The 20,659-nt window shown below is 68.7% G+C and carries 18 protein-coding genes; 10 read left to right on the plus strand and 8 right to left on the minus strand.

Features of this window, described 5'->3' with window-relative positions; all coding sequences use genetic code 11:
- Positions 1 to 3: 3 nt before the first annotated feature.
- Together BIV03_RS10575 and BIV03_RS10580 are read right to left on the minus strand one after the other, a co-directional pair.
- Entirely contained in the window at positions 4 to 867 is an 864-nt protein-coding gene (locus BIV03_RS10575) for an NAD(P)-dependent oxidoreductase (protein ID WP_070419385.1), read from the minus strand.
- Positions 868 to 970: 103 nt separating this feature from the next.
- Positions 971 to 1,561, minus strand: a complete 591-nt coding sequence (locus tag BIV03_RS10580) for a TetR/AcrR family transcriptional regulator (protein WP_083295193.1) — start codon at positions 1,559 to 1,561, stop codon at positions 971 to 973.
- Positions 1,562 to 1,694: 133 nt separating this feature from the next.
- Between BIV03_RS10580 and BIV03_RS10585 the strand changes: the two genes are divergently transcribed.
- Together BIV03_RS10585 and BIV03_RS10590 are read left to right on the plus strand one after the other, a co-directional pair.
- A complete protein-coding gene (locus tag BIV03_RS10585; protein ID WP_254790851.1) occupies positions 1,695 to 2,963 on the plus strand; it encodes an MFS transporter in 1,269 nt (422 codons plus the stop codon).
- A 46-nt stretch (positions 2,964 to 3,009) separates the two neighbouring features.
- Positions 3,010 to 5,469: a glycoside hydrolase family 3 protein gene (locus BIV03_RS10590; protein ID WP_254790853.1), complete on the plus strand. Its 2,460-nt coding sequence runs from the start codon at positions 3,010 to 3,012 to the stop codon at positions 5,467 to 5,469.
- A gap of 419 nt (positions 5,470 to 5,888) precedes the next feature.
- Here the strand turns inward: BIV03_RS10590 and BIV03_RS10595 are convergent, their stop codons facing one another.
- Positions 5,889 to 6,905 carry an LLM class flavin-dependent oxidoreductase gene (locus BIV03_RS10595; RefSeq protein WP_071295667.1) on the minus strand — a complete coding sequence of 339 codons (1,017 nt, stop codon included), beginning with the start codon at positions 6,903 to 6,905 and terminating at the stop codon, positions 5,889 to 5,891.
- A 110-nt stretch (positions 6,906 to 7,015) separates the two neighbouring features.
- On the opposite strand from BIV03_RS10595, the gene BIV03_RS10600 reads away from it, so the two are divergent.
- Positions 7,016 to 9,604, plus strand: coding sequence for an RNA helicase (locus BIV03_RS10600; protein WP_071295668.1), 2,589 nt, complete (start codon positions 7,016 to 7,018; stop codon positions 9,602 to 9,604).
- Positions 9,605 to 9,609: 5 nt separating this feature from the next.
- Positions 9,610 to 10,137, plus strand: a complete 528-nt coding sequence (locus BIV03_RS10605; RefSeq protein WP_217637375.1) for a GNAT family N-acetyltransferase — start codon at positions 9,610 to 9,612, stop codon at positions 10,135 to 10,137.
- Between the two features lie 3 nt (positions 10,138 to 10,140).
- Here the strand turns inward: BIV03_RS10605 and BIV03_RS10610 are convergent, their stop codons facing one another.
- Both BIV03_RS10610 and BIV03_RS10615 read right to left on the minus strand, forming a co-directional pair.
- Positions 10,141 to 10,662, minus strand: coding sequence for a ribonuclease H (locus tag BIV03_RS10610; protein WP_070417909.1), 522 nt, complete (start codon positions 10,660 to 10,662; stop codon positions 10,141 to 10,143).
- 62 nt (positions 10,663 to 10,724) lie between these two features.
- Positions 10,725 to 11,552, minus strand: coding sequence for a hypothetical protein (locus BIV03_RS10615; protein WP_139201936.1), 828 nt, complete (start codon positions 11,550 to 11,552; stop codon positions 10,725 to 10,727).
- Positions 11,553 to 11,755: 203 nt separating this feature from the next.
- Here BIV03_RS10615 and BIV03_RS10620 point away from each other — a divergent pair, with 203 nt between their 5' ends.
- Positions 11,756 to 12,094, plus strand: coding sequence for a hypothetical protein (locus tag BIV03_RS10620; RefSeq protein ID WP_071295671.1), 339 nt, complete (start codon positions 11,756 to 11,758; stop codon positions 12,092 to 12,094).
- On the opposite strand, the gene BIV03_RS10625 is transcribed toward BIV03_RS10620, so the two are convergent.
- The 3 genes from BIV03_RS10625 to BIV03_RS10635 all read right to left on the minus strand — a co-directional run bounded on the left by BIV03_RS10625 (position 12,091) and on the right by BIV03_RS10635 (position 14,832).
- Positions 12,091 to 12,666, minus strand: a complete 576-nt coding sequence (locus BIV03_RS10625) for a hypothetical protein (RefSeq protein WP_071295672.1) — start codon at positions 12,664 to 12,666, stop codon at positions 12,091 to 12,093. The genes BIV03_RS10620 and BIV03_RS10625 overlap by 4 nt on opposite strands.
- 19 nt (positions 12,667 to 12,685) lie before the next feature.
- Complete coding sequence (locus BIV03_RS10630) at positions 12,686 to 13,504, minus strand: aldo/keto reductase (protein ID WP_071295673.1); 819 nt, start codon at positions 13,502 to 13,504, stop codon at positions 12,686 to 12,688.
- 122 nt (positions 13,505 to 13,626) lie between these two features.
- Positions 13,627 to 14,832, minus strand: coding sequence for an MFS transporter (locus tag BIV03_RS10635; protein WP_071295674.1), 1,206 nt, complete (start codon positions 14,830 to 14,832; stop codon positions 13,627 to 13,629).
- Positions 14,833 to 15,188: 356 nt separating this feature from the next.
- On the opposite strand from BIV03_RS10635, the gene nrdH reads away from it, so the two are divergent.
- The 5 genes from nrdH to BIV03_RS10660 all read left to right on the plus strand — a co-directional run bounded on the left by nrdH (position 15,189) and on the right by BIV03_RS10660 (position 20,636).
- Positions 15,189 to 15,422, plus strand: coding sequence for a glutaredoxin-like protein NrdH (gene nrdH, locus BIV03_RS10640; RefSeq protein WP_022904483.1), 234 nt, complete (start codon positions 15,189 to 15,191; stop codon positions 15,420 to 15,422).
- 108 nt (positions 15,423 to 15,530) lie between these two features.
- Positions 15,531 to 15,947 carry a class Ib ribonucleoside-diphosphate reductase assembly flavoprotein NrdI gene (gene nrdI, locus BIV03_RS10645; protein ID WP_022906556.1) on the plus strand — a complete coding sequence of 139 codons (417 nt, stop codon included), beginning with the start codon at positions 15,531 to 15,533 and terminating at the stop codon, positions 15,945 to 15,947.
- 17 nt (positions 15,948 to 15,964) lie between these two features.
- Entirely contained in the window at positions 15,965 to 18,070 is a 2,106-nt protein-coding gene (gene nrdE / locus BIV03_RS10650) for a class 1b ribonucleoside-diphosphate reductase subunit alpha (protein WP_083295195.1), read from the plus strand.
- A gap of 108 nt (positions 18,071 to 18,178) precedes the next feature.
- Positions 18,179 to 19,180, plus strand: coding sequence for a class 1b ribonucleoside-diphosphate reductase subunit beta (nrdF, locus tag BIV03_RS10655; RefSeq protein WP_071295675.1), 1,002 nt, complete (start codon positions 18,179 to 18,181; stop codon positions 19,178 to 19,180).
- A 325-nt stretch (positions 19,181 to 19,505) separates the two neighbouring features.
- Complete coding sequence (locus tag BIV03_RS10660; RefSeq protein WP_139201937.1) at positions 19,506 to 20,636, plus strand: hypothetical protein; 1,131 nt, start codon at positions 19,506 to 19,508, stop codon at positions 20,634 to 20,636.
- Positions 20,637 to 20,659 lie beyond the last annotated feature (23 nt).

The raw sequence follows: 20,659 nt of genomic DNA on the forward strand, positions 1-20,659 counted from the left end.
CGATCAGGCGCGGTGGTCGCGCCAGCTGTGCTCGGGGGCGTAGCCGAGCAGCTCGCGGGCCTTCTCGGACGAGAGCAGCGAGCTGACGCCGTCGATGTCCGCGCGGCGCTCGATGTCCGGCACGTAGCGCTCGACGAGCTCGATCGTCGGAGTGTCCATCACGGTGTCCGGGCTCGCGATCACGAACGCCTCGAAGCCGGTGAGCTCGGCCTCGAGGGCCTTGCGCACGGCCTGGGCGCCGTCGCGGGAGTCGATGTACGACCAGAGGTTGAACGTCTTCGCCTCGGGGGTGGCGTCCCAGGGGAACGCGGGGTAGTCGGTCTCGTCCATCACGTTCGAGAACCGCAGACCGATCATCTTCAGCTCCGGGTCCCAGCGGGTGAAGTGGCGGGCCATCTCCTCCTCCACCGCCTTGCCGAGCGAGTACGACGACTGCGGGCGCACCGCGAACTCCTCGTCGACGGGCAGGTACGGCGGGTGGTGCTCGCCCATCGGGATGCCGAGCAGGGTCTCGCTCGACGCCCACACCAGGTTCTTGATCTTCGCGGCACGAGCGGCGTGGAAGACGTTGATCGACGACGTCACGTTGTTCGTGATGAGCGCGACGTCGGGGACCTGCCCCGGAGCGGGGACCGCCGCGAGGTGCACCACGGCGTCGACGTGGTCGTACCGGTCGTCGACGCCGAGCAGGACGTTCAGCACCTGGCCGTGGTCGGTGAGGTCGGTGCGGACGAACTGCACCCGTTCGGGCTTGTCGGGGAAGGGCACACGGTCGACCAGGACCACGTCGTACCCGTGCGCATCGAGGTCGCGCACCACCGCTCGCCCGAGCTTCCCACTGCCGCCGGTCACCACTACACGCGTCATCGCGTCACTCCACATCGTCGTCGGGTCGCCCTCGCGGGCAGGCTCCATCCTGCCCGGCGCGACCTGACCCGGCCAGGCCCTGTCCGTACCCCGTTGCCCGGGGTCAGGCGGTGGGGGCGACCTGGGCGATCGCGAGCCGTGCGACGAGCTCGACGTGCTGCGCCATGTCCCGCGACGGGTCGAACAGCCACTGGATCTGCATGCCGTCCGAGACCGCGAGCAGCACGCTCGTCAGTTCCTCGACGTCGACGTCGACGCGGAGTCGTCCGTCCTCCTGCATGGCGCGGAAGTCGGAGGACAGGTCGCGGCGGCTGCGCTCGTAGCGCTCGCGGAAGTACTCGTGCGCCGGGTGCTCCGGGTCGGTCGCGGCCGCGGCGGAGAGGTTGACGAACATCTGCACGAGGCCGGGGACCTCGGCGTTGTGCCGCACGATCGCGGCGAGCAGCGCTGCCGGGTCCGGGGCGTGCCAGTCGTGCTGCAGGTCGATCTCGTCGCGGCGCCGCAGGATCTCGACCCAGAGCTCGTCCTTCGAGTCGAAGTAGTGCAGCAGCCCGGCCTGCGTCAGCCCGACGGCATCGGCGATGTCCTTGATGCTCGTGCGACGGAAGCCCTGCGACGCGACGAGGTCGAGCGCCGTCGTGAGGATCTCCTCGCGCTTCGCGATGCCCTTCGCGTACGAACCCCGTCGTGCCATGGCAGGACTGTACCGCTCTCGGCGACCGCCCAGAAAACCTAGCCCCGGTTGGTTTTGGTGTTACGGTGGCACGAGCCGCCGACGAAGGCGTGCGAGTCGCCGACGCAGGCGGCGTCCCCGAGAAGAGGTTGCAGTGGCCAACGATGCCCTGACCGTCAACGACACCCCGACCGCCGTCGCCCCCACGCGCGGCCGGGGCAATCCGCTCGTGTACACGCTCGGCATGCCGATCGCGATGCTCGGCCTGTACATCGCGCTGCTGCCGCCGGTGCTCGTCGCCATGGCGCTGAAGGTCGCCGAGATCGCGCCGGACAACCAGGCGGGCGTGCTCGGCCTGGCACTCGGTGTGGGCGCGTTCGCCGCGATGGTCGCCAACCCCCTTGCCGGTCGCTTCAGCGATCGGACTGCCGGGAGGCTCGGCATGCGTCGTCCGTGGATCATCGGTGGCACCGTGGTCGGCTTCGCGGGCCTCGTGGTCGTCGCGACGACCACCTCGACCGTCGTGCTGGTCCTCGCGTGGGGCCTCACGCAGATCGCCTACAACGCCACCATCGCGGCGCTGACCGCCGTCATGCCGGACCACGTCACGCGCTCCCAGCGCGGCCGGGTCGCGGCGCTGCTCGGGCTCTCCCAGAACCTCGCGCTCGTCGGCGGCACGTTCCTCGTGCAGCTCTTCTCGACCTCGGCGACGCAGATGATCATCCCCGGCGCGATCGGGTCGATCGTCGTCGTGCTCTACGCGCTCGTGTTCCGGGACCGCGTGCTCACCAACCGGCCGACGTCGAAGCTCAGCGTCGGGCAGGTCTTCGGGTCGTTCGTGTTCAACCCGGTGAAGCACCCGGACCTCGGCTGGGCCTGGCTGACCCGCTTCCTCATGGTCGCCGCGCAGTACACCGCGGTGAGCTACCTGACCTACTTCCTGCGCGACGACATCGGCGTCGAGTCCGAGCACGTCGCGAACGCGGTGTTCCAGGGCACGCTGTGGAACGTCGTGGGGATCGTCCTCACGTCGCTCGTCGCCGGGTGGCTGTCCGACAAGCTCGGCCGCCGCAAGCTCTTCGTCGCCGTGGCCGGTGTCGTCGGCGTGGTGGGACTCGTGCTCATCGCACTCGCGCCGTCGCTCGGCATGGTGCTCGTCGGGGAGTTCGTGATGGGCGCCGGCATGGGTGTCTTCTACGCCGTCGATCTCGCCCTCATCACCGACGTGCTCCCCTCCGACGAGGACAACGCGAAGGACCTCGGCGTGGTGAACATCGCGCAGGCCCTGCCACAGTCGATCGTCCCCGCCTCCGCCCCCGGCGTGATCGCCCTCACCGGCGGGTACAGCGGCTTCTTCATCACCGGCGCCGTCGTCGGACTGCTCGGCATCGCCTCGGTGTCCCGCATCCGCGGCGTGCGCTGACCACCTGTTCTGGCTCTGAACGAAAGGACCGACCACCGTGACTACCGTGGACGACGTGACAACTGCCTCCAGTACGGCCGAGCGCATCGAGGCGCTCGTCGGCCAGCTGACCACCGACGAGAAGGTGCAGCTCCTGACCGGGCGCGACTTCTGGACCACCTGGCCGATCGAGAAGATCGGGCTGCGCCGCATCCTCATGTCGGACGGCCCGTCGGGCGTCCGCGGTGAGGTCTGGGACGAGCGCGACCCGTCGCTGAACCTGCCGTCCGCGACGGCGCTGAGCGCCTCGTGGGACCGCGCGATCGCGAAGCGCTACGGCGCCGCAGCGGCCGTCGAGGCCCGCCGCAAGGGCGTCGACGTCGTCCTCGGCCCGACCATCAACCTGCACCGCTCGCCCCTCGGCGGCCGGCACTTCGAGGCGTTCAGCGAGGACCCGGTCCTGACCGGTGACTTGGCCGCGTCCTACGTCGACGGCGTGCAGGAGAACGGCGTGGCCGCGACCCCGAAGCACTACATCGCGAACGACTACGAGACCGACCGCTTCACCGCGTCGACCGAGGTCTCCGACCGTGCGCTGCGCGAGCTGTACCTGCTCGCGTTCGAGAAGGCCGTGACCGAGGCGCACGCCTGGGCGATCATGTCGTCGTACAACTCGATCAACGGCGTCACCGCGTCGGAGCACGACCTGCTCGAGACGCCGCTGAACTCCGAGTGGGGCTTCGACGGCATCGTCGTCTCGGACTGGACCGGTGTCCGCTCGGTCGACTCGGCGAAGGCGTCCCAGGACGTCGCGATGCCCGGGCCGAACCAGTGGTGGAGCGAGGGGCCGCTGCTCGCCGCCGTGCAGTCCGGCGACGTGCCGATCGAGGCGATCGACCGGAAGGTCCGCCGCATCCTCACCCTCGCCGCCCGCGTGGGCGCACTCGAGGGCTTCGAGCCCGTGGCCGCGCAGCCCGTGCACGTCGAGGACGGCGTCGCATTCGTCCGCGAGGCCGAGGCCGAGGGCACCGTCCTCGTCCGCAACACGGGCGTGCTGCCGCTCGACGCGCCCGCCGTCTCCCGCATCGCCGTGATCGGCCACAACGCCGACCAGGCCCGCACGCAGGGCGGTGGCTCGGCCACGGTCGTGCCGTCGCAGGTCGTCTCGCCGCTCGACGGGATCCGTTCGGCGTTCCCGGGTGCCGCGGTGGACTACGCGATCGGTGCCGTCGTGCAGGAGGGCATCGCGGAGTTCCCGCTGTCCACCATCACCAACCCCGGCACCGGCGAGCCCGGCGCCCGCGTCGCGTTCGTGCGCGACGGGACCGAGCTGTACGTCGAGGACCGCCGTGCCACCGCGCTGTTCTGGTTCGGCGGCGACGCCCCCACGCGCGACGCCGACCGGCTCGACATCACCACGACCTACACCGCGCCGTCCACCGGCACGGTCCGGATCGGCATCGGCGCAGCGGGTCGCTCGCGCATGTGGATCGACGGCGAGCTCGTGCTCGACGAGGACGTCCCGTTCGAGGGCGACCAGCTCGGCGCCGCGTTCCTCAACCCGCCGGCACGGTCGGTGCCCGTGTCGGTGACGGCCGGCCAGGACGTCGCGATCCGCATCGAGTACGACGTCATCCAGGACGAGACCCTCGGCGGCGTGCTCGCGTACCAGTTCGGCACCGAGCCGAGCGACGAGGACCCGTCGGTGCTGATCGACGCGGCCGTAGCCGCCGCACGTGGCGCCGACGTCGCCGTCGTCGTGGTCGGGACCAACTCGAAGGTCGAGTCCGAGGGCTACGACCGCTCCTCGCTCGCGCTCCCCGGTCACCAGGACGACCTGGTCCGTGCGGTCGCCGCGGCGAACCCGAACACCGTGGTCGTCGTGAACGCCGGCTCGCCGGTCGAGATGCCGTGGCGGAACGACGTCGCCGCGGTCCTGCTCACGTGGTTCGGCGGACAGGAGTACGGCAACGCGCTCGCCGACGTCCTCACCGGTGCTCGCGAGCCGGGCGGCCGTCTGCCCACCACCTGGCCGGTCGCGATGGCGGACGTGCCCGTGCTGGAGGTCACCCCGGTCGACGGCAAGGTGTCCTACGACGAGGGCGTGCACATCGGCTACCGGGCCTGGCTCCGCGCGGGCACCGAGCCGGCCTACCCGTTCGGCCACGGACTCGGCTACACGACCTGGACGATCGACGGCGTCACCGCGACGCCGACCGTTCGCGAGGGCGACGCGGTCATCGTCACCGCGACCGTCGCGAACACGGGCGATCGGGCCGGCAAGCACGTCGTGCAGGTCTACGCCTCGCGGGAGTCCTCGGCGGTCGACCGCCCGGTCCGCTGGCTCGTCGGCTTCGCGCCCGTGCGGCTCGACGCGGGGGAGTCCACCGAGGTCTCGATCGAGGTCCCGGCCCGGGCGTTCGCGCACTGGGACGGTGCATGGGCCCACGAGTCCGGCACCTTCACGCTGCACGTCGGCGCATCGGTGTCGGACGAATCCGGCACCGTGACGGTCCAATCCGCGTGAAGTCGTCCGGTTTCCGCGCTGACGCCGTGATCATTCAGTAACATCGATCTGCGCCAGGCGGCTGGTTACCGTCGGCGTGCGCACCGAGAACGGGGTCGCCATGCGTGCGACACGGTCTCCTGATCCGGCCGATGGAGCCCTGGTGGCCCTGGTGCGTCCAGAATGCGTCCCCGCGTCCGCGCGGGGACGCATTCGTTCGTTCCGGCAGATGCCAACCGGTTGACTTCTTCCCGCCTGGGAGAAACCAGTGAACGAACGTCACTTTTTCGGTCCATCAACCGCAATCCGGTGTGACAAACCACTCGGTAGGTGGAACGATGGGTGCACCATCCCGTGCGGATCAGGGACGAGATGGTCATCCGGTCGGGCTCCCGGGGGAACTCACCAACCCCCGGCGCGGGCCCGCCGGATGCCCCGCATCACTCCGCTCGGACGATGGGTGCCACGTCCTCGGCGACGATGCGCAGGATCCGCTCGTGCGACGCGGCGTCGCCGTTCGCGGGCAGGGTGATCACGAGTTCGTCGGTCGACCGCACGGCCGGGTCGGCGAGCAGCGCGTCGACGATGGCCGACGGCTCGCCGGAGACGACCTTGCTGAAGCGGAACGGCGGATTCCCCGAGAGCGGCCGCCCCTCGTCGTCCATGCCGCTCGCGTACCCGGTGAGGAACTCCTCGTGCACGGCGCGGTCGTGGTCGTCGAGCAGCGGGACCACGATCCGGCCGACGGCGACCTTCGGGGTGCGGTCGGGGTGCAGCTGGGCGAAGCGCTCGCGGTACGCGGCGATCTGGTCGGCCTGCGCCTGGGCGAACGGGGCACCGGTGTCCTCGGTGTTCAGGGTCGAACAGTGCAGCAGCAGGCCCTTCTCGGCGGTCCGCACCGCGGTGCCCATGCTGCCGCCGCCCCACCACACACGGTCGCGGAGTCCGGGACTGAGGGGCTGCAGCGTCAGGTCGGCGCCGGCCGGGATGCTCTCGTAGCCCGTACCGGCGGTGCCGAGCGGCTCGCCCTGCAGCACCTCGAGGAGGCGGGACGCGCGCGCCTCCGCCTCGTCGCGGAAGCTGCGGTCGGACGCGCCGAACACCGGGTCGAGGATCGGGCCGTAGCCCGCGATGCCGGTCGAGATGCCGAGCTGCACGCGGCCGTCGCTGAGGAGGTCGACGGTGCTGGCGTCCTCGGCGAGGCGGATCGGGTCCTCGTAGCGCATGCCGAGGACCGCGGTACCGAAGCCGATCGTGCTGGTCCGCTGGGCGGCTGCCGCGAAGAAGGTCATCGGGCTGGTCAGGAACGGCTCGAAGTGGCGCCCCCGGACCCAGCCGGTGCCGTACCCGAGCGACTCGGCGGTCTCGAAGAGCCGCAGGCCGTCCTCGAGGGCGGCGGCGGCGCCGGCCGTGCCGCCGTGGTTCGGGACGAAGGAGAGGAAGCCGAGTTCGCGCACGACGTGAGTCTATGCGGACGCATCCATGCGTGGCCCAGGAGGCGCGGTGCCGGCCCGCACCGCGCCTCCAGTCCGCCTCGTCGTCACCACCCACCTGGGAGGATGGTCCCATGACCGACGTCACCACCCAGCCCCCGCTCGTCGCCGCCCTGCCGGCGGCGGTCGACGGTGTCGTCGACCCGGACGCCGTGTACGAGGCGTTCGCGGCCTGGGCGGCCGAGGGCGGGCGCCCGCTCTACCCGGCGCAGGACGAAGCCGTGATCGAGCTCGTGTCCGGCGCCAACGTCGTGCTCTCGACGCCCACCGGCACCGGCAAGTCACTCGTGGCCGCGGGTGCGCACTTCGCCGCGCTCGCCGAGGGCAAGCGGAGCTACTACACGGCGCCGATCAAGGCACTCGTCTCCGAGAAGTTCTTCCAGCTCGTCGAGCTGTTCGGCGCCCAGAACGTCGGCATGGTCACGGGCGACTCGAGCGTCAACGCCGATGCCCCGATCGTGTGCTGCACGGCGGAGATCCTCGCGAACCTCGCGCTCCGGCAGGGACCGGATGCCGACGTCGACGTCGTCGTGATGGACGAGTTCCACTACTACGGCGACCCCGACCGCGGATGGGCGTGGCAGGTGCCGCTGCTCGTCCTCGAACGGGCGCAGTTCCTGCTCATGTCCGCGACGCTCGGCGACGTCACGACCATCGCGGACGACCTCTCGCGCCGGACCGGACGGCCCACCGCGCGGGTCACCGGGGTCTCGCGTCCGGTGCCGCTCGAGTACGAGTACGTGATGACGCCCGTGCAGGAGACGGTCGAACGGCTGCTCGAGGAGGGCAAGGCGCCGATCTACATCGTCCACTTCGCCCAGGCCGCCGCACTCGAACGGGCGCAGGCGCTCATGTCGGCGCGCGTCGCGTCACGCGAACGCCGAGACCAGATCGCCGAGGCCATCGCCGGGTTCCGCTTCAGCGCCGGGTTCGGGCAGACCCTGTCCCGACTCATCCGGGCGGGCATCGGCGTCCACCACGCCGGCATGCTGCCGAAGTACCGACGGCTCGTCGAGCAGCTCGCCCAGCGCGGGCTGTTGCCGGTGATCTGCGGCACCGACACCCTCGGTGTCGGCATCAACGTGCCGATCCGCTCGGTGCTGCTCACCGGGCTGACGAAGTTCGACGGCACGAAGATGCGGCAGCTGTCCGCTCGCGAGTTCCACCAGATCGCCGGTCGTGCCGGTCGTGCCGGGTACGACACCGAGGGCGACGTCGTGGCCGAGGCGCCGGAGCACGACATCGAGAACGCGCGGGCGGTCGCGAAGGCCGGTGACGACCCGAAGAAGAAGAACAAGATCAAGCGGAAGAAGGCACCGGACGGCTTCGTGTCGTGGGGCCAGGCGTCGTTCGAGCGGCTCATCGCGGCCGAGCCCGAGCCGATGGTCTCGCGGATGCGGATCACGCACGCGATGGTGCTCTCCGTCGTCGCGCGCGGCGGTTCGGCGTTCGAATCCGTCCGGTCGCTCGTCTTCGACAACCACGAGCCCCGGTCGCGGCAGCTCGCGATGGCCCGGCGGGCACTGACCATCGCGCGGACGCTCATCAACGCGCGGGTGATCGAGAAGGTCGACGGGGAGTACCGGCTGACCGTCGACATCGCGCCGAACTTCGCGCTCAACCAGCCGCTCTCGCCGTTCGCGCTCGCGGCGTTCGAGCTGCTCGATCCTTCGTCTCCCAGCTACGCGCTCGACATGGTCTCGATCGTCGAGGCCACCCTCGACGACCCGCGGGCGATCCTCTCGCAGCAGCAGTTCAAGGAGCGCGGCGAGGCTGTCGCCCGGATGAAGCAGGAGGGGATCGAGTACGACGAGCGGATGGAGCTGCTCGAGGAGGTCACGTGGCCCAAGCCGCTGGACGAGCTGCTGACGGCCGCCTACGAGGCCTACGCCGCCGAGCAGCCGTGGGTCCTCGACTTCGCGCTCTCGCCCAAGGCCGTCGTGCGTGACATGTACGAGCGGGCGATGACCTTCGGCGACTTCGTGCGGTTCTACCAGCTCACCCGCTCCGAGGGGCTCGTGCTCCGGTACCTCTCCGACGCGTACCGGACGATGCGGCAGACGATCGCCGACGAGCAGCGCACCCCCGAGCTCGACGACCTGATCGAGTGGCTCGGCGAGGTCGTCAAGCAGACCGACTCCTCGCTCGTCGACGAGTGGGAGGCCCTGCTGAACGGTGACGTCCTGCTCGCGTCGGAGGAACACGAGGAGATCGCGCCGCCGCAGCCCTCGCGGCTCACCGGGAACCCGCGGGCGTTCCGGGTGCTCGTCCGCAACGCGTTGTTCCAGCGGGTCCTGCTCGCCGCCGCCGACGACGTCGCCGGACTCGCGGCGCTGGACGGAGCGGCGGGCTTCGGCGAGGACGCGTGGGACGCCGTGCTCGAGGAGTACTTCGAGGCGCACGACGAGATCGGGACGGGTGCCGACGCCCGGTCCATGCAGTACCTGGTGCTCGACGAGGCCGGGGCCACCGGGGTGTCCGGTGCGGCGGGCTCGGCACGCGTCTGGCGTGCGCGGCAGATCTTCGCCGATCCCGCCGGTGACAAGGACTTCGGGTTCTCAGCCACGATCGACCTCGACGCGTCGGACGAGGCGGGTGAGGCCGTGGTGCGGGTCACCGAGATCGGTCGCTTCGACGGTTGGTCGGACGTGGACGTCGACTGATGCCCGTGGTGCGCGAGCTCGGCGGCTCCTCGGCCGACGGCGACGTCGGCGCGCTGCAGGACCTGCTCGAGTCGGTGCCGGACTACGCGTTGCGGATCACCGGGTACCCGCCGGGGCCGTCCGACGGGCTGAGCGCGCTGCTGTCGGTGCCGGACGGGTTCGATCCGGCGGGGAAGGTCGGGCTCGGGCTGTGGGAGGGGGAGCGGCTCGTGGCGTTCGCGGACGTGTTGCTCGGGTACCCGTCGCCCGCCGTCGCGTACATCGGGCTGCTGGTCGTCCGAGGGGGCGAGCAGGGTCGGGGGCTCGGGCGGGCGATGCACGACGCGGTCGTCGGGCGGGTCCGGGCGGCGTCGGGGCGCTCGGGCGTGGAACGATTGCGCCTCGGGATCGTCGCGTCGAACGCGTCGGTGGCGGAGCCGTTCTGGCGGGCGCTCGGGTACGAGCCGACGGGGGAGGAGAAGCCGTACCGGTACGACCACCTCGTCAGCACGGTCGCGCTCTGGGAGCGGCCGCTCTCGGACCGGCCGCTCTGACGGTCAGAACAGGGTCGCGGGCGGAGTCGCCTCGGGCAGCGCGGCCGGCTCGGTGACCTCGACCCCTGGCCACCCCGGGCCGTGCGGCACCTCGGTGCCCTGCTGGTAGGCGGTCGCAGCACCGCGGGCGCGGACGTCCGCCGCCTCGTTCATCTCGTGCCCGACGTGGCCACGGACCCACTCGAAGGTGACCTTGCGCCCCTGCAGCTCGGCGTCGAGCTCCTTGATGATCTCGACGTTCAGCACGGGCTTGCCGTCGGCCTTCCGCCAGCCCTTCCGCTTCCAGCCCGCGAGCCACTCGGTGCACGCCTTGATCGCGTACTGGCTGTCGCAGAGGATGTGCAGCGGCTCGCCGGTGTCCTTCGTGGCGCGGAGCAGCTGGAGGACGGCGGTCAGCTCGCCCTGGTTGTTGGTGGCGTTCGGCCACCCACCGGCGGCCCAGCGGTCGTCATCGACGTACCAGGCCCAGCCGGCCGGGCCGGGGTTGCCGAGGGCTGAGCCGTCTGCTGCGGCGACGATCGTCACGGTGGGACCTCCTGCGTGTGGCGAGTGCTGGTCAACCGTAACGGACCGGACCGACCCCGGCGTCAGCGGTTCGCGGGGGAGATGTTGAGGGTGGCGTCCTCGTTGAGCCACTTGTCGCCGCGGAGCTCGAGGTAGGGGTTCATCCACTCGAACTGCGCCGGGGTGACGCCGAAGCGCTTCGACACCGTGGTGAGGTCGTCGCCGTGCGACACCATGTACCAGGTGGGCGTGCCGTCGACGTCCTTCACGTACCCGTACGCACCCGGGCGGGCCTTCCCCACGGTCACGCGCAGGTCCGGGTAGGGATTCGGGATCTTCCACGTCAGCGTGCCGACCGCGAGCACCGAGCCGACCCACGGGCGGTCCGCGTCACTGCTGCCGTCGTCGGACGACATCGGCACCAGGACGGCGCTCGCGAGGTAGTCGGGCCGTGCGCCGGCGTCGAGCGTGTACGAGTCGGGCGGTCCGGATGCGCGGTCCCACTGCACGAACCCGCGGGCGACCGCGTCGTAGCCGTCCTGGAACCCGGCGACGCGGTGGCGGAACTGGATCGACATCGGCTGCGGGTTCGTCGTCCGGTAGTCCGAGAGGTGCACCGTGAACACACCGTCGGCATCGGCCGTGACCCGCACGTGGATCGACGTGTCCCCGGTCTTCGACACGACGTCGGTCTCGGCGGCGACCGTCCCGGCGGGGAGGACCTGCTCGGGGGTCGGGGAGGCGGAGGGCGTCGGTAACTCGGTGGCGTCCGGTCCCTGCACGGCCAGCCGGGTCGGACTCGGCACCGGATCGGGTCCGCTGAACACCGAGCAGCCGGTCAGTCCGATGGCTGCGACCGCCGCCAGCAGCACCACCGCAGTCGTCCGTCCCCTCGTCACCGCTCGTCGCATGATCCCCCTCGTCCCCGGCCGGCGTCGGATCTCGCCTGGCCCGCGGCGATCGTAGCGTGGGGTCGGGGCGCGTTCCGGGCTCGTGACCGGATCGGTACCGATGCTGCGGGATCGAGCGGTCGCCCTCGGGCGGACCACCGGTCGGGTGCGTCGATCGGACTGCCGGGGACGTCGCTCGGGCAGCGAGGCCTACGGTCGGCGCCATGAGCGACAGCATCCCCGACGTCCCGGGCCCCGAGCACTCCGACGACCACGCACGCACCGACGCCCTGCGCGAGGCCGCACACCACGAGGGCGCGGACGGGGTCGGGGAGCGCGAGCAGCGCGCGGCCGACACCTCGTACAGCCCGTCGAGCGAGCGGGAGACCGAGGCCTCGCAGACGTCGCAGCGTGATCGCGCCGACCTCGAGGCGGACGGCATCGACCCCTCGCGGATCGTCGCCGCTCCGGGCACGGGTGGTGCCGACGACGCGGGCGACGTCGAGCCGGAGCCCGGCGACCTGCACCTGCCGTGGCAGTCCGAGGAGGACCGCCGGGGCTAGCTCGCCACCCGGTCGAGTTCGCGGACGAGCTCCTCACCGTCGCGGACGTCCCAGAACGCGAACCGCTGCGGGCCGAAGGCGAACGCGTCGAGACCCGTGTTCGCGTAGAGGCGTGCCGCTCCGGAACCGCTGACGAACGCCGGGAGCCCGGACGGCTGGCCGGTGTTCCACTCCACCGAGCAGTGCCGACGGTCCTTGCTCCACGTGATGGTCCGGTTGGTGCGGCCCACCGAGACCTCACGCGAGCCGCGGGGTGTGATGACGAGCGCTCGGCGAGACGTCACCGCGTACACCGTGGTGCGCTTCCGGTGACCCTTCAGCAGGAAACGGCCGAAGACGAAGAACAGGCCGAGCAGGATGAAGACGCCCCCGAAGACGAGGAAGAACGTCGGCGCGCCGGACGTCGCGGCGGTGACCTCCCAGTACACGGCGAACCCGCACCAGAGCACCGAGAAGGGCACCAGGAACACGTCCTGTCCGGCGAACAGCTTCGCCGGATCGCTCGTCCCCGCCCAGTACAGGTGCTCGTCCGGCTGGAGGTGTTCACGCGCGGTCTGTTGAGGATCGTTCACCCCGAAGAACCTACGCGCGTCAGGACACCGAGTCCGGGTGGGACCCCGTGCGCTGCCCCGACTCGAGCGACGCGATCGCCGCGAGGTCGTCGTCGCTCAGCACGAACCCGTCGACGTCGAGGTTCGACCGGATCCGCGACGGCGTCACCGACTTCGGCAGCACCACCACCCCCTGCTGCACGTTCCACCGCACGAGCACCTGCGCCACGCTCACCCCGTGGGCGTCCGCGATGCCGGTGAGCACCGGCTCGTCGATGAGCCGCCCGCGTCCGAGCGGCGACCAGGCCTCGGTCACGATCCCGTGCTGCGCGTGGAATGCCGTGAGCTCACGCTGCGGCAGCCACGGGTGCCGCTCGACCTGGTTCACCGCCGGGACCTCGCCCGTCTCGTCGATGAGCCGTTCGAGGTGCGGCACCTGGAAGTTCGACACCCCGACGCTGCGCGCGCGCCCCGACTCGCGCAGCTCGACGAGGGCGCGCCAGGTGTCGACGTAGCGGTCGTTCGCCGCGGCCGGCCAGTGGATCAGGTAGAGGTCGACGGTGTCGAGCCCGAGTCGCTCGAGGCTCGCGTCGAACGCCCGCAGGGTCGCGTCGCGCCCCTGGTGGTCGTTCCACACCTTGGTCGTCACGAAGACGTCGTCACGGTCGAGCCCGGAGGCGCGGATCGCCTTCCCGACGCCGGTCTCGTTGCCGTACATCTCGGCGGTGTCGACGTGCCGGTAGCCGGCGTCGAGCGCGAGACCGACCGCCGTCTCGGCCTCGGTGTCGTCGACCTTGTAGACGCCGAAGCCGATGGCGGGGATCGACGCGCCGTCGCGGAGGGGGACTGAGGTGACCATGCACCCATCCTGCCGATCGTGGCGGGGGCGCGCCGCGCCTCCAGGCTGGGCGTCGCACCACGACATCGACGTGACACGCGTCGATCGACGCACGGGACGTCGAAACACGCGTGTTTCGCGACCTAGGTGGGGATGTTCACCGGCTCGGTGTCGGGGATTGGGCTCGCGTCGCGACCACGCAGGTCGGGCAGCCAGCACCTCGTGACGAGCGGCAGGACGACGCCCACCGCGGCCATCACGGCACCGACCATCATCCCGCCGGTCGCCCCCTGGCTGTCGATGAGGAACCCGGCGACCGCGGAACCGCCCGCTGCACCGATGAGCTGGCCGGTACCCATCCAGCCGTACGCCTCGGCCGTGTCGGAGAACTTCACCGTCGCCGAGACCGAGCCGAACATGACGGCGAGGGCCGGAGCGATGCCCGCGCCGGCGATGACCAGGGCGAGGCAGAGCCACCAGAAGTTCGTGCCGCCGACGGCCAGGGCGAGTCCGACGAACACGATCGACATGCGCGTCCACAGGGTGTTGCGCGAGATCGGCAGGTGGCCGAGCGTGAGGCCGCCGATGAGCGACCCGACCGCGAAGACGGCGAGGACGATGCCGGCGTTCGGGCTGCCCTCGCCGAAGACGCTCGTGACGCTCGCCTCGACCGCGGCGCAGGCCCCGATGAGGAGGAGACCGGTGAGGGTGGCGACGACGACCGACGGCCGCTTCAGGACGACGCCGAACGCGCGCTTCGACCGCGGGATGCGGACCCGGCCGAGCTCGGGGGAGGCGATGAACCACGTGCCGCCGACGACCAGGAACACCATCGCGACGACGATCGCCTGGACGGTGCCGATCTGCGTCGCGACGAACGTCGTGATGACCGGGCCGGCGACCCAGATGAGCTCCTGCGCGCTCGCGTCGAGTGAGAAGAGGGGCGTGAGCTGCGACGAGGTCACCATCTTGGGGTAGATGGTGCGCACCGCCGGCTGCACGGGCGGGACGGCGAGGCCGCCCAGGAACCCGACGACCACGTAGGCCCACAGCGGCATGACGAAGAACGCGATGACGGCCATGCTCACGAGCGCGACGAGGCTCGTCAGGACGAGCACCGGCCGCATGCCCCAGCTGCCCATCCAGCGGCTGGTGAGCGGACCCGCGATCGCCTGCCCGATGCTCGTCGTCGCGAGCACGAGACCGGCGGCACCGTACGAGTCGAAGACGTGCTCGACGTGCAGCAGGTAGGCCAGCGACAGCATGCCGAAGGGGAACCGTGCGGTGAGCTGCGCGGCAATGACGCGACCCACGCCGGGAGTCTTGAGGAGGGGGCCGTACGTGCTCACGAGACGAGTGTACGGACCGGACGGACGGCCCTGTCACCCGTCCGGGGGAGGTGTGGACAGCGACTTGCCCGCGACACGCCGACACGCTGATTCCACACATGTGGATCGACGCTGTCCACGGGTGTGGGGAAGTGTCGGTGGTCCGCTGGAGAATGGCGGAATCACGGGCCTCTCCGAGCTGTTCACACTGTGGAGGAGCTTGTGGAGAACTACACGGCTGTAACACTTCCTCTTGTGGTCGGTGACTCCGCCAGCCACTAGATGTAGTGTGGAGGCATCGCAGCGGCCCCTCCCGGAACCTGCTGCACACAGGCATCAAGACAACCACCACAGCAACAGCAGAACCAGGGGAGATCATGGCCGTCACCGTCTACACCAAGCCGTCCTGCGTCCAGTGCACCGCGACGTACCGGGCGCTCGACAACAAGGGCATCCAGTACGAAGTGCACGACGTCTCCACCGACGAAGCCGCGCTCGAGCACGTCAAGAGCCTCGGCTACCTGCAGGCGCCCGTCGTCGTCACGGACGACGACCACTGGTCGGGCTTCCGTCCCGACAAGATCGCGACGCTCAGCGCCGAACTCGCGTAGTTCGACCCACGTCCGCGGGTGGTGACCCGAGCTCGTTCAGGAGGCTCGGATCACCACCGCAGGACACCCACGGTCCGTCTGTCCGCACCTTCTCATCGGAGGGGCACCATGAGCCGACTGGTCTACTTCTCGAGCGTGTCCGGGTACACCGCACGCTTCGTCGAGAAGCTCGGCCGTGACGCGGACCGGATCCCGCTCTACCCGAACGACCCGTTCCTCCACGTGGACGAGCCGTACGTGTTGGTGCTGCCCACCTACGGTGGCGGCAACGGGCAGGGAGCGGTCCCCAAGCAGGTCATCAAGTTCCTCAACGACGAACGCAACCGCTCGCTCATCCGCGGTGTGATCGTCGGGGGCAACACGAACTTCGGCGAGGCCTACGGCCTCGCGGGGGACGTCATCGCACGCAAGTGCAACGTCCCCGTCCTCTACAGATTCGAACTCTTCGGGACTCCTGACGACGTGTCAGCGGTCAACACAGGATTGGATGCATTTTGGACGCAGCAGTTGCAGACGTCGATCTGACGTCGCCGCAGACGGGGATGGACTACCACTCCCTCAACGCGATGCTCAACCTCTACGACGCGGACGGGAACATCCAGTTCGACAAGGACCGTGAAGCCGCGAAGCAGTTCTTCCTGCAGCACGTCAACCAGAACACCGTCTTCTTCCACAACCTGAAGGAGCGGCTCGACTACCTGGTCGAGAACGAGTACTACGAGCGCGAGACGATCGACATGTACTCGCTGGACTTCATCCAGAAGCTCAACGACCTGGCGTACTCGAAGAAGTTCCGGTTCCAGACGTTCCTCGGTGCGTTCAAGTACTACACGAGCTACACGCTCAAGACGTTCGACGGCAAGCGCTACCTCGAGCGCTTCGAGGACCGCGTCGTGATGACCGCCCTCGGCCTCGCACAGGGCAACGAGCAGCTCGCGATCGACCTCGTCGAGGAGATCATCGCCGGCCGCTTCCAGCCCGCGACCCCGACGTTCCTCAACACCGCGAAGGCCCAGCGCGGCGAGCTCGTCTCCTGCTTCCTCCTCCGCATCGAGGACAACATGGAGTCGATCTCTCGCGGCATCAACTCCTCGCTGCAGCTCTCGAAGCGCGGCGGCGGCGTGGCCCTGCTCCTCTCCAACATCCGCGAGGCCGGCGCCCCGATCAAGCAGATCGAGAACCAGTCCTCGGGCATCATCCCCGTGATGAAGCTGCTGGAAGACTCCTTCTCCTACGCGAACCAGCTCGGTGCGCGTCAGGGTGCCGGCGCGGTCTACCTCAGCGCCCACCACCCGGACATCATGCGGTTCCTCGACACCAAGCGTGAGAACGCCGACGAGAAGATCCGCATCAAGACGCTGTCCCTCGGCGTCGTCGTGCCGGACATCACGTTCGAGCTCGCGAAGAACAACGAGGACATGTACCTCTTCTCGCCGTACGACGTCGAGAAGGTCTACGGCATCCCGTTCGGCGACGTCCCGATCTCCGAGAAGTACCGCGAGATGGTCGACGACTCGCGCATCAAGAAGACGAAGATCAAGGCGCGCGACTTCTTCACCACCATCGCCGAGATCCAGTTCGAGTCGGGCTACCCCTACATCGTGTTCGAGGACACGGTGAACAAGGCCAACCCGATCAAGGGTCGGATCAACATGTCCAACCTGTGCTCGGAGATCCTGCAGGTCAACACCCCGACGACGTTCAACGAGGACCTCTCGTACAACGAGATCGGCAAGGACATCTCCTGCAACCTCGGCTCGCTGAACATCGCGCTGACGATGGACTCGCCGGACTTCGGTCGCACCATCGAGACCGCCATCCGCGGCCTCACCTCGGTGTCGCAGATGTCGCACATCACGTCGGTCCGCTCCGTCGAGGACGGCAACGACAAGTCGCACGCCATCGGCCTCGGCCAGATGAACCTGCACGGCTACCTCGCTCGTGAGCGCGTGTACTACGGCTCCGAAGAGGGCATCGACTTCACGAACATCTACTTCTACACGGTGCTGTTCCACGCCCTGCGTGCGTCGAACAAGATCGCGATCGAGACCGGCGAGACCTTCGACGGGTTCCGCGACTCGAAGTACGCGTCGGGTGAGTTCTTCGACAAGTACACCGATCAGGCGTGGACCCCCGCCACGGCTCGCGTCGCCTCGCTCTTCGACAACGCGAACATCACGATCCCGACGCAGGACGACTGGAAGGCGCTGAAGGCGTCCATCCAGGAGCACGGCATCTACAACCAGAACCTGCAGGCCGTCCCGCCGACCGGTTCGATCTCGTACATCAACCACTCGACGTCGTCGATCCACCCGATCGCGTCGAAGATCGAGATCCGCAAGGAAGGCAAGCTCGGTCGCGTCTACTACCCGGCGCCGTTCATGACGAACGACAACCTGGACTACTACCAGGACGCGTACGAGATCGGTGCCGAGAAGATCATCGACACGTACGCCGCGGCGACGCAGCACGTGGACCAGGGCCTGTCCCTGACGCTGTTCTTCAAGGACACCGCCACCACGCGCGACATCAACAAGGCGCAGATCTACGCATGGCGCAAGGGCATCAAGACGATCTACTACATCCGTCTCCGCCAGCTCGCGCTCGAGGGCACCGAGGTCGAGGGCTGCGTCAGCTGCATGCTGTAGCGGCTGGTCGCTGACGCGACTGCCCACATTCTGGAGGCGCGGTGCCAGCCCGCACCGCGCCTCCAGTCCGCCATCAGATCACCATCTCGAATCCGGAAGACAACATCCATGACTCTCACCGACCCGGTCCACGCCACGGGCAAGTCCATCCCGCTGATCAGTGCGGTCAGTGCCATCAACTGGAACCGCATCCAGGACGACAAGGACGTCGAGGTCTGGAACCGGCTGGTGAACAACTTCTGGCTCCCCGAGAAGGTGCCGCTGTCGAACGACGTGCAGTCGTGGAACACGCTGACGCCGGCGGAGCAGCAGCTCACCATGCGGGTCTTCACCGGCCTGACGCTGCTCGACACCATCCAGGGCACCGTCGGCGCGATCAGCCTGATCCCCGACGCGATCACCCCGCACGAAGAAGCCGTCTACACGAACATCGCGTTCATGGAGTCGGTGCACGCGAAGAGCTATTCTTCGATCTTCTCGACGCTTGCCTCGACGCCCGAGATTGACGACGCCTTCCGCTGGTCCACCGAGAACGTGAACCTGCAGAAGAAAGCCCAGATCGTCCTCGACTACTACACCGGTGACGACCCCCTGAAGCGCAAGGTCGCCTCGACCCTGCTCGAGTCGTTCCTGTTCTACTCCGGCTTCTATCTGCCGATGTACTGGTCTTCGCGCGCGAAGCTCACCAACACCGCCGACCTGATCCGCCTGATCATCCGCGACGAAGCCGTCCACGGGTACTACATCGGGTACAAGTTCCAGAAGGGCCTCGAGGGCGCTTCCGAGGAGCGCAAGCAGGAGATCAAGGACTACACGTTCAACCTGCTGTTCGAGCTCTACGAGAACGAGGTGCAGTACACGCAGGACCTCTACGACGGTGTCGGGCTGACCGAGGACGTCAAGAAGTTCCTGCACTACAACGCAAACAAGGCCTTGATGAACCTGGGCTACGAGCCGATGTTCCCCAAGGAGACGACGGACGTGAACCCGGCGATCCTGTCGGCACTGTCGCCGAACGCCGACGAGAACCACGACTTCTTCTCGGGGTCGGGGTCGTCGTACGTCATCGGCAAGGCGGAGAAGACTGAGGACGAGGATTGGGACTTCTGAGTCTGGTCTGATTCGTGGGGGCGCCCCGCTGGCTTCGGCTGGCGGGGCGTTCTTCGTTGACGGGTGGAGTCGCTGATGCGGCCGGACAGGGGGCGCTCATCGAGATTCGGTCCGGACGAGCTATGTGAGACGTGAAGGCCGTGGAGCCGGGGCCGCGGGAGGCGGTGTCCGATGGAGCACTGGCAAGCGAGACGCATAAAACGCCAGGTTGTCCGTACTTGAGCGACTCCGGCGCGGTGTCGGGGGAGTGCTGTAGAACATCTGCAGGATGTGAGCGTCGATCACAAGTCGGCGGCACAATCCCGCTCCCCGTCGAAAGCTCAAGATGACCGCTTACGCCTACCTTCCATACCTGATCCGTGTTGCTCCGCCACACCGTCCACGTCAGCTGTATCGGCTCAACGACGTCGGCCAGGGCCACGTGGACCTGCTGGGAAGGATCAGCGACGAGCTGCAGGCGATCGGTGATGGCTTTCACCACAACGAGATCCTCGCGGAGGGGTTCCGTGTCAAGCGCAACAACCCATTCGGGCGGAGCACGCTGTTGTGGATGCGGAGGGGGCCGGTAGGTAATCCCGGCGAGGCGTACGACATCGACACCGGCGATGAGGTGGAGACGGGATTGAACACCGCGCTGTTGAGCGAGCTTCGGGCCGGCTTTTACATCCCTGAGGGCTCGTACTTCGGGTTTCTCTTCGTGGAGCGTGTTGGCGGTCGCCACCTTAAGGACCTCATCTACAAGCACATCATCCTGCCGATCGCCAAGGCTCTTGACGTCGCGATTCGCGTCGATGCGTACGCCGAGACTGACGACTGGCGAAAGGAGCTCGCCGGCCAGCAGGTTCTTCGAGTGACGGAGGTGCTGAACATGACCGCGACGAAGGAGGATGCGTCCACTCTCGACGAGGACATGTCCGTGCGCGTCGCGGCAGAGGGACACGTGTTGTCCCGGATGACTGGCGACGTGAAGAAGCTCCTCTTCGACGCGCTCGATCGGCGTCATGCGGAGTACCGCTTGTTGGCGCAAGTAGCGCCTTTGGAGTCGCGTCGGAGCATCTGGGGGGACGTCACCAGGAACGGTGAGAAGAAGCAGGGCTGGAAGCCGGCGCCGCGCAGCGCCTTCACCGTCGCGGATAGTGAGGAACTCAGCGCGCAGCTGCTCGAGCTAGAAGCGCTCCGCGGGAACAGCGCACCGCAGGACCTTCTCGAGCAGCTTCAGAACCTGGTACCCGTCGATCGGTCTGAGCTGGAGAGCAAGCGGCTCGAGGTCGCGTTCGGGGACAAGGCGCCGCAGAAGAACTTCGTGGTGGAGAGCGATCGGCTTCCCCAGCTGGTGTACCCGTTGAAAGGTCGCTTGACTGATGTTGAGCTGCAGCGGCTGTGGGAAGCTCAGGCGGAAGCGTTCTTGGGGCGGCTCGGAGTGACGCTGCCCGATGGATGGTTGTTGTCGTCGTAGGAGGTGGGAGGTGGGAGGTGAGC

It is taken from the genome of Curtobacterium sp. MCBA15_016, assembly GCF_001865105.1.
Taxonomy (GTDB): Bacteria; Actinomycetota; Actinomycetes; order Actinomycetales; family Microbacteriaceae; genus Curtobacterium.

What these genes read in the sequence shown, in the direction of transcription:
- BIV03_RS10620 (WP_071295671.1), top strand. Translation starts at nt 11,756, where the DNA reads ATGAGCGACAGCATCCCCGACGTCCCGGGCCCCGAGCACTCCGACGAC.
- nrdH (WP_022904483.1), top strand. Translation starts at nt 15,189, where the DNA reads ATGGCCGTCACCGTCTACACCAAGCCGTCCTGCGTCCAGTGCACCGCG.
- BIV03_RS10615 (WP_139201936.1), bottom strand. Translation starts at nt 11,552, where the DNA reads ATGCGACGAGCGGTGACGAGGGGACGGACGACTGCGGTGGTGCTGCTG.
- BIV03_RS10580 (WP_083295193.1), bottom strand. Translation starts at nt 1,561, where the DNA reads ATGGCACGACGGGGTTCGTACGCGAAGGGCATCGCGAAGCGCGAGGAG.
- nrdE (WP_083295195.1), top strand. Translation starts at nt 15,965, where the DNA reads ATGGACTACCACTCCCTCAACGCGATGCTCAACCTCTACGACGCGGAC.
- nrdF (WP_071295675.1), top strand. Translation starts at nt 18,179, where the DNA reads ATGACTCTCACCGACCCGGTCCACGCCACGGGCAAGTCCATCCCGCTG.
- BIV03_RS10575 (WP_070419385.1), bottom strand. Translation starts at nt 867, where the DNA reads ATGACGCGTGTAGTGGTGACCGGCGGCAGTGGGAAGCTCGGGCGAGCG.
- BIV03_RS10660 (WP_139201937.1), top strand. Translation starts at nt 19,506, where the DNA reads ATGACCGCTTACGCCTACCTTCCATACCTGATCCGTGTTGCTCCGCCA.
- nrdI (WP_022906556.1), top strand. Translation starts at nt 15,531, where the DNA reads ATGAGCCGACTGGTCTACTTCTCGAGCGTGTCCGGGTACACCGCACGC.
- BIV03_RS10600 (WP_071295668.1), top strand. Translation starts at nt 7,016, where the DNA reads ATGACCGACGTCACCACCCAGCCCCCGCTCGTCGCCGCCCTGCCGGCG.
- BIV03_RS10630 (WP_071295673.1), bottom strand. Translation starts at nt 13,504, where the DNA reads ATGGTCACCTCAGTCCCCCTCCGCGACGGCGCGTCGATCCCCGCCATC.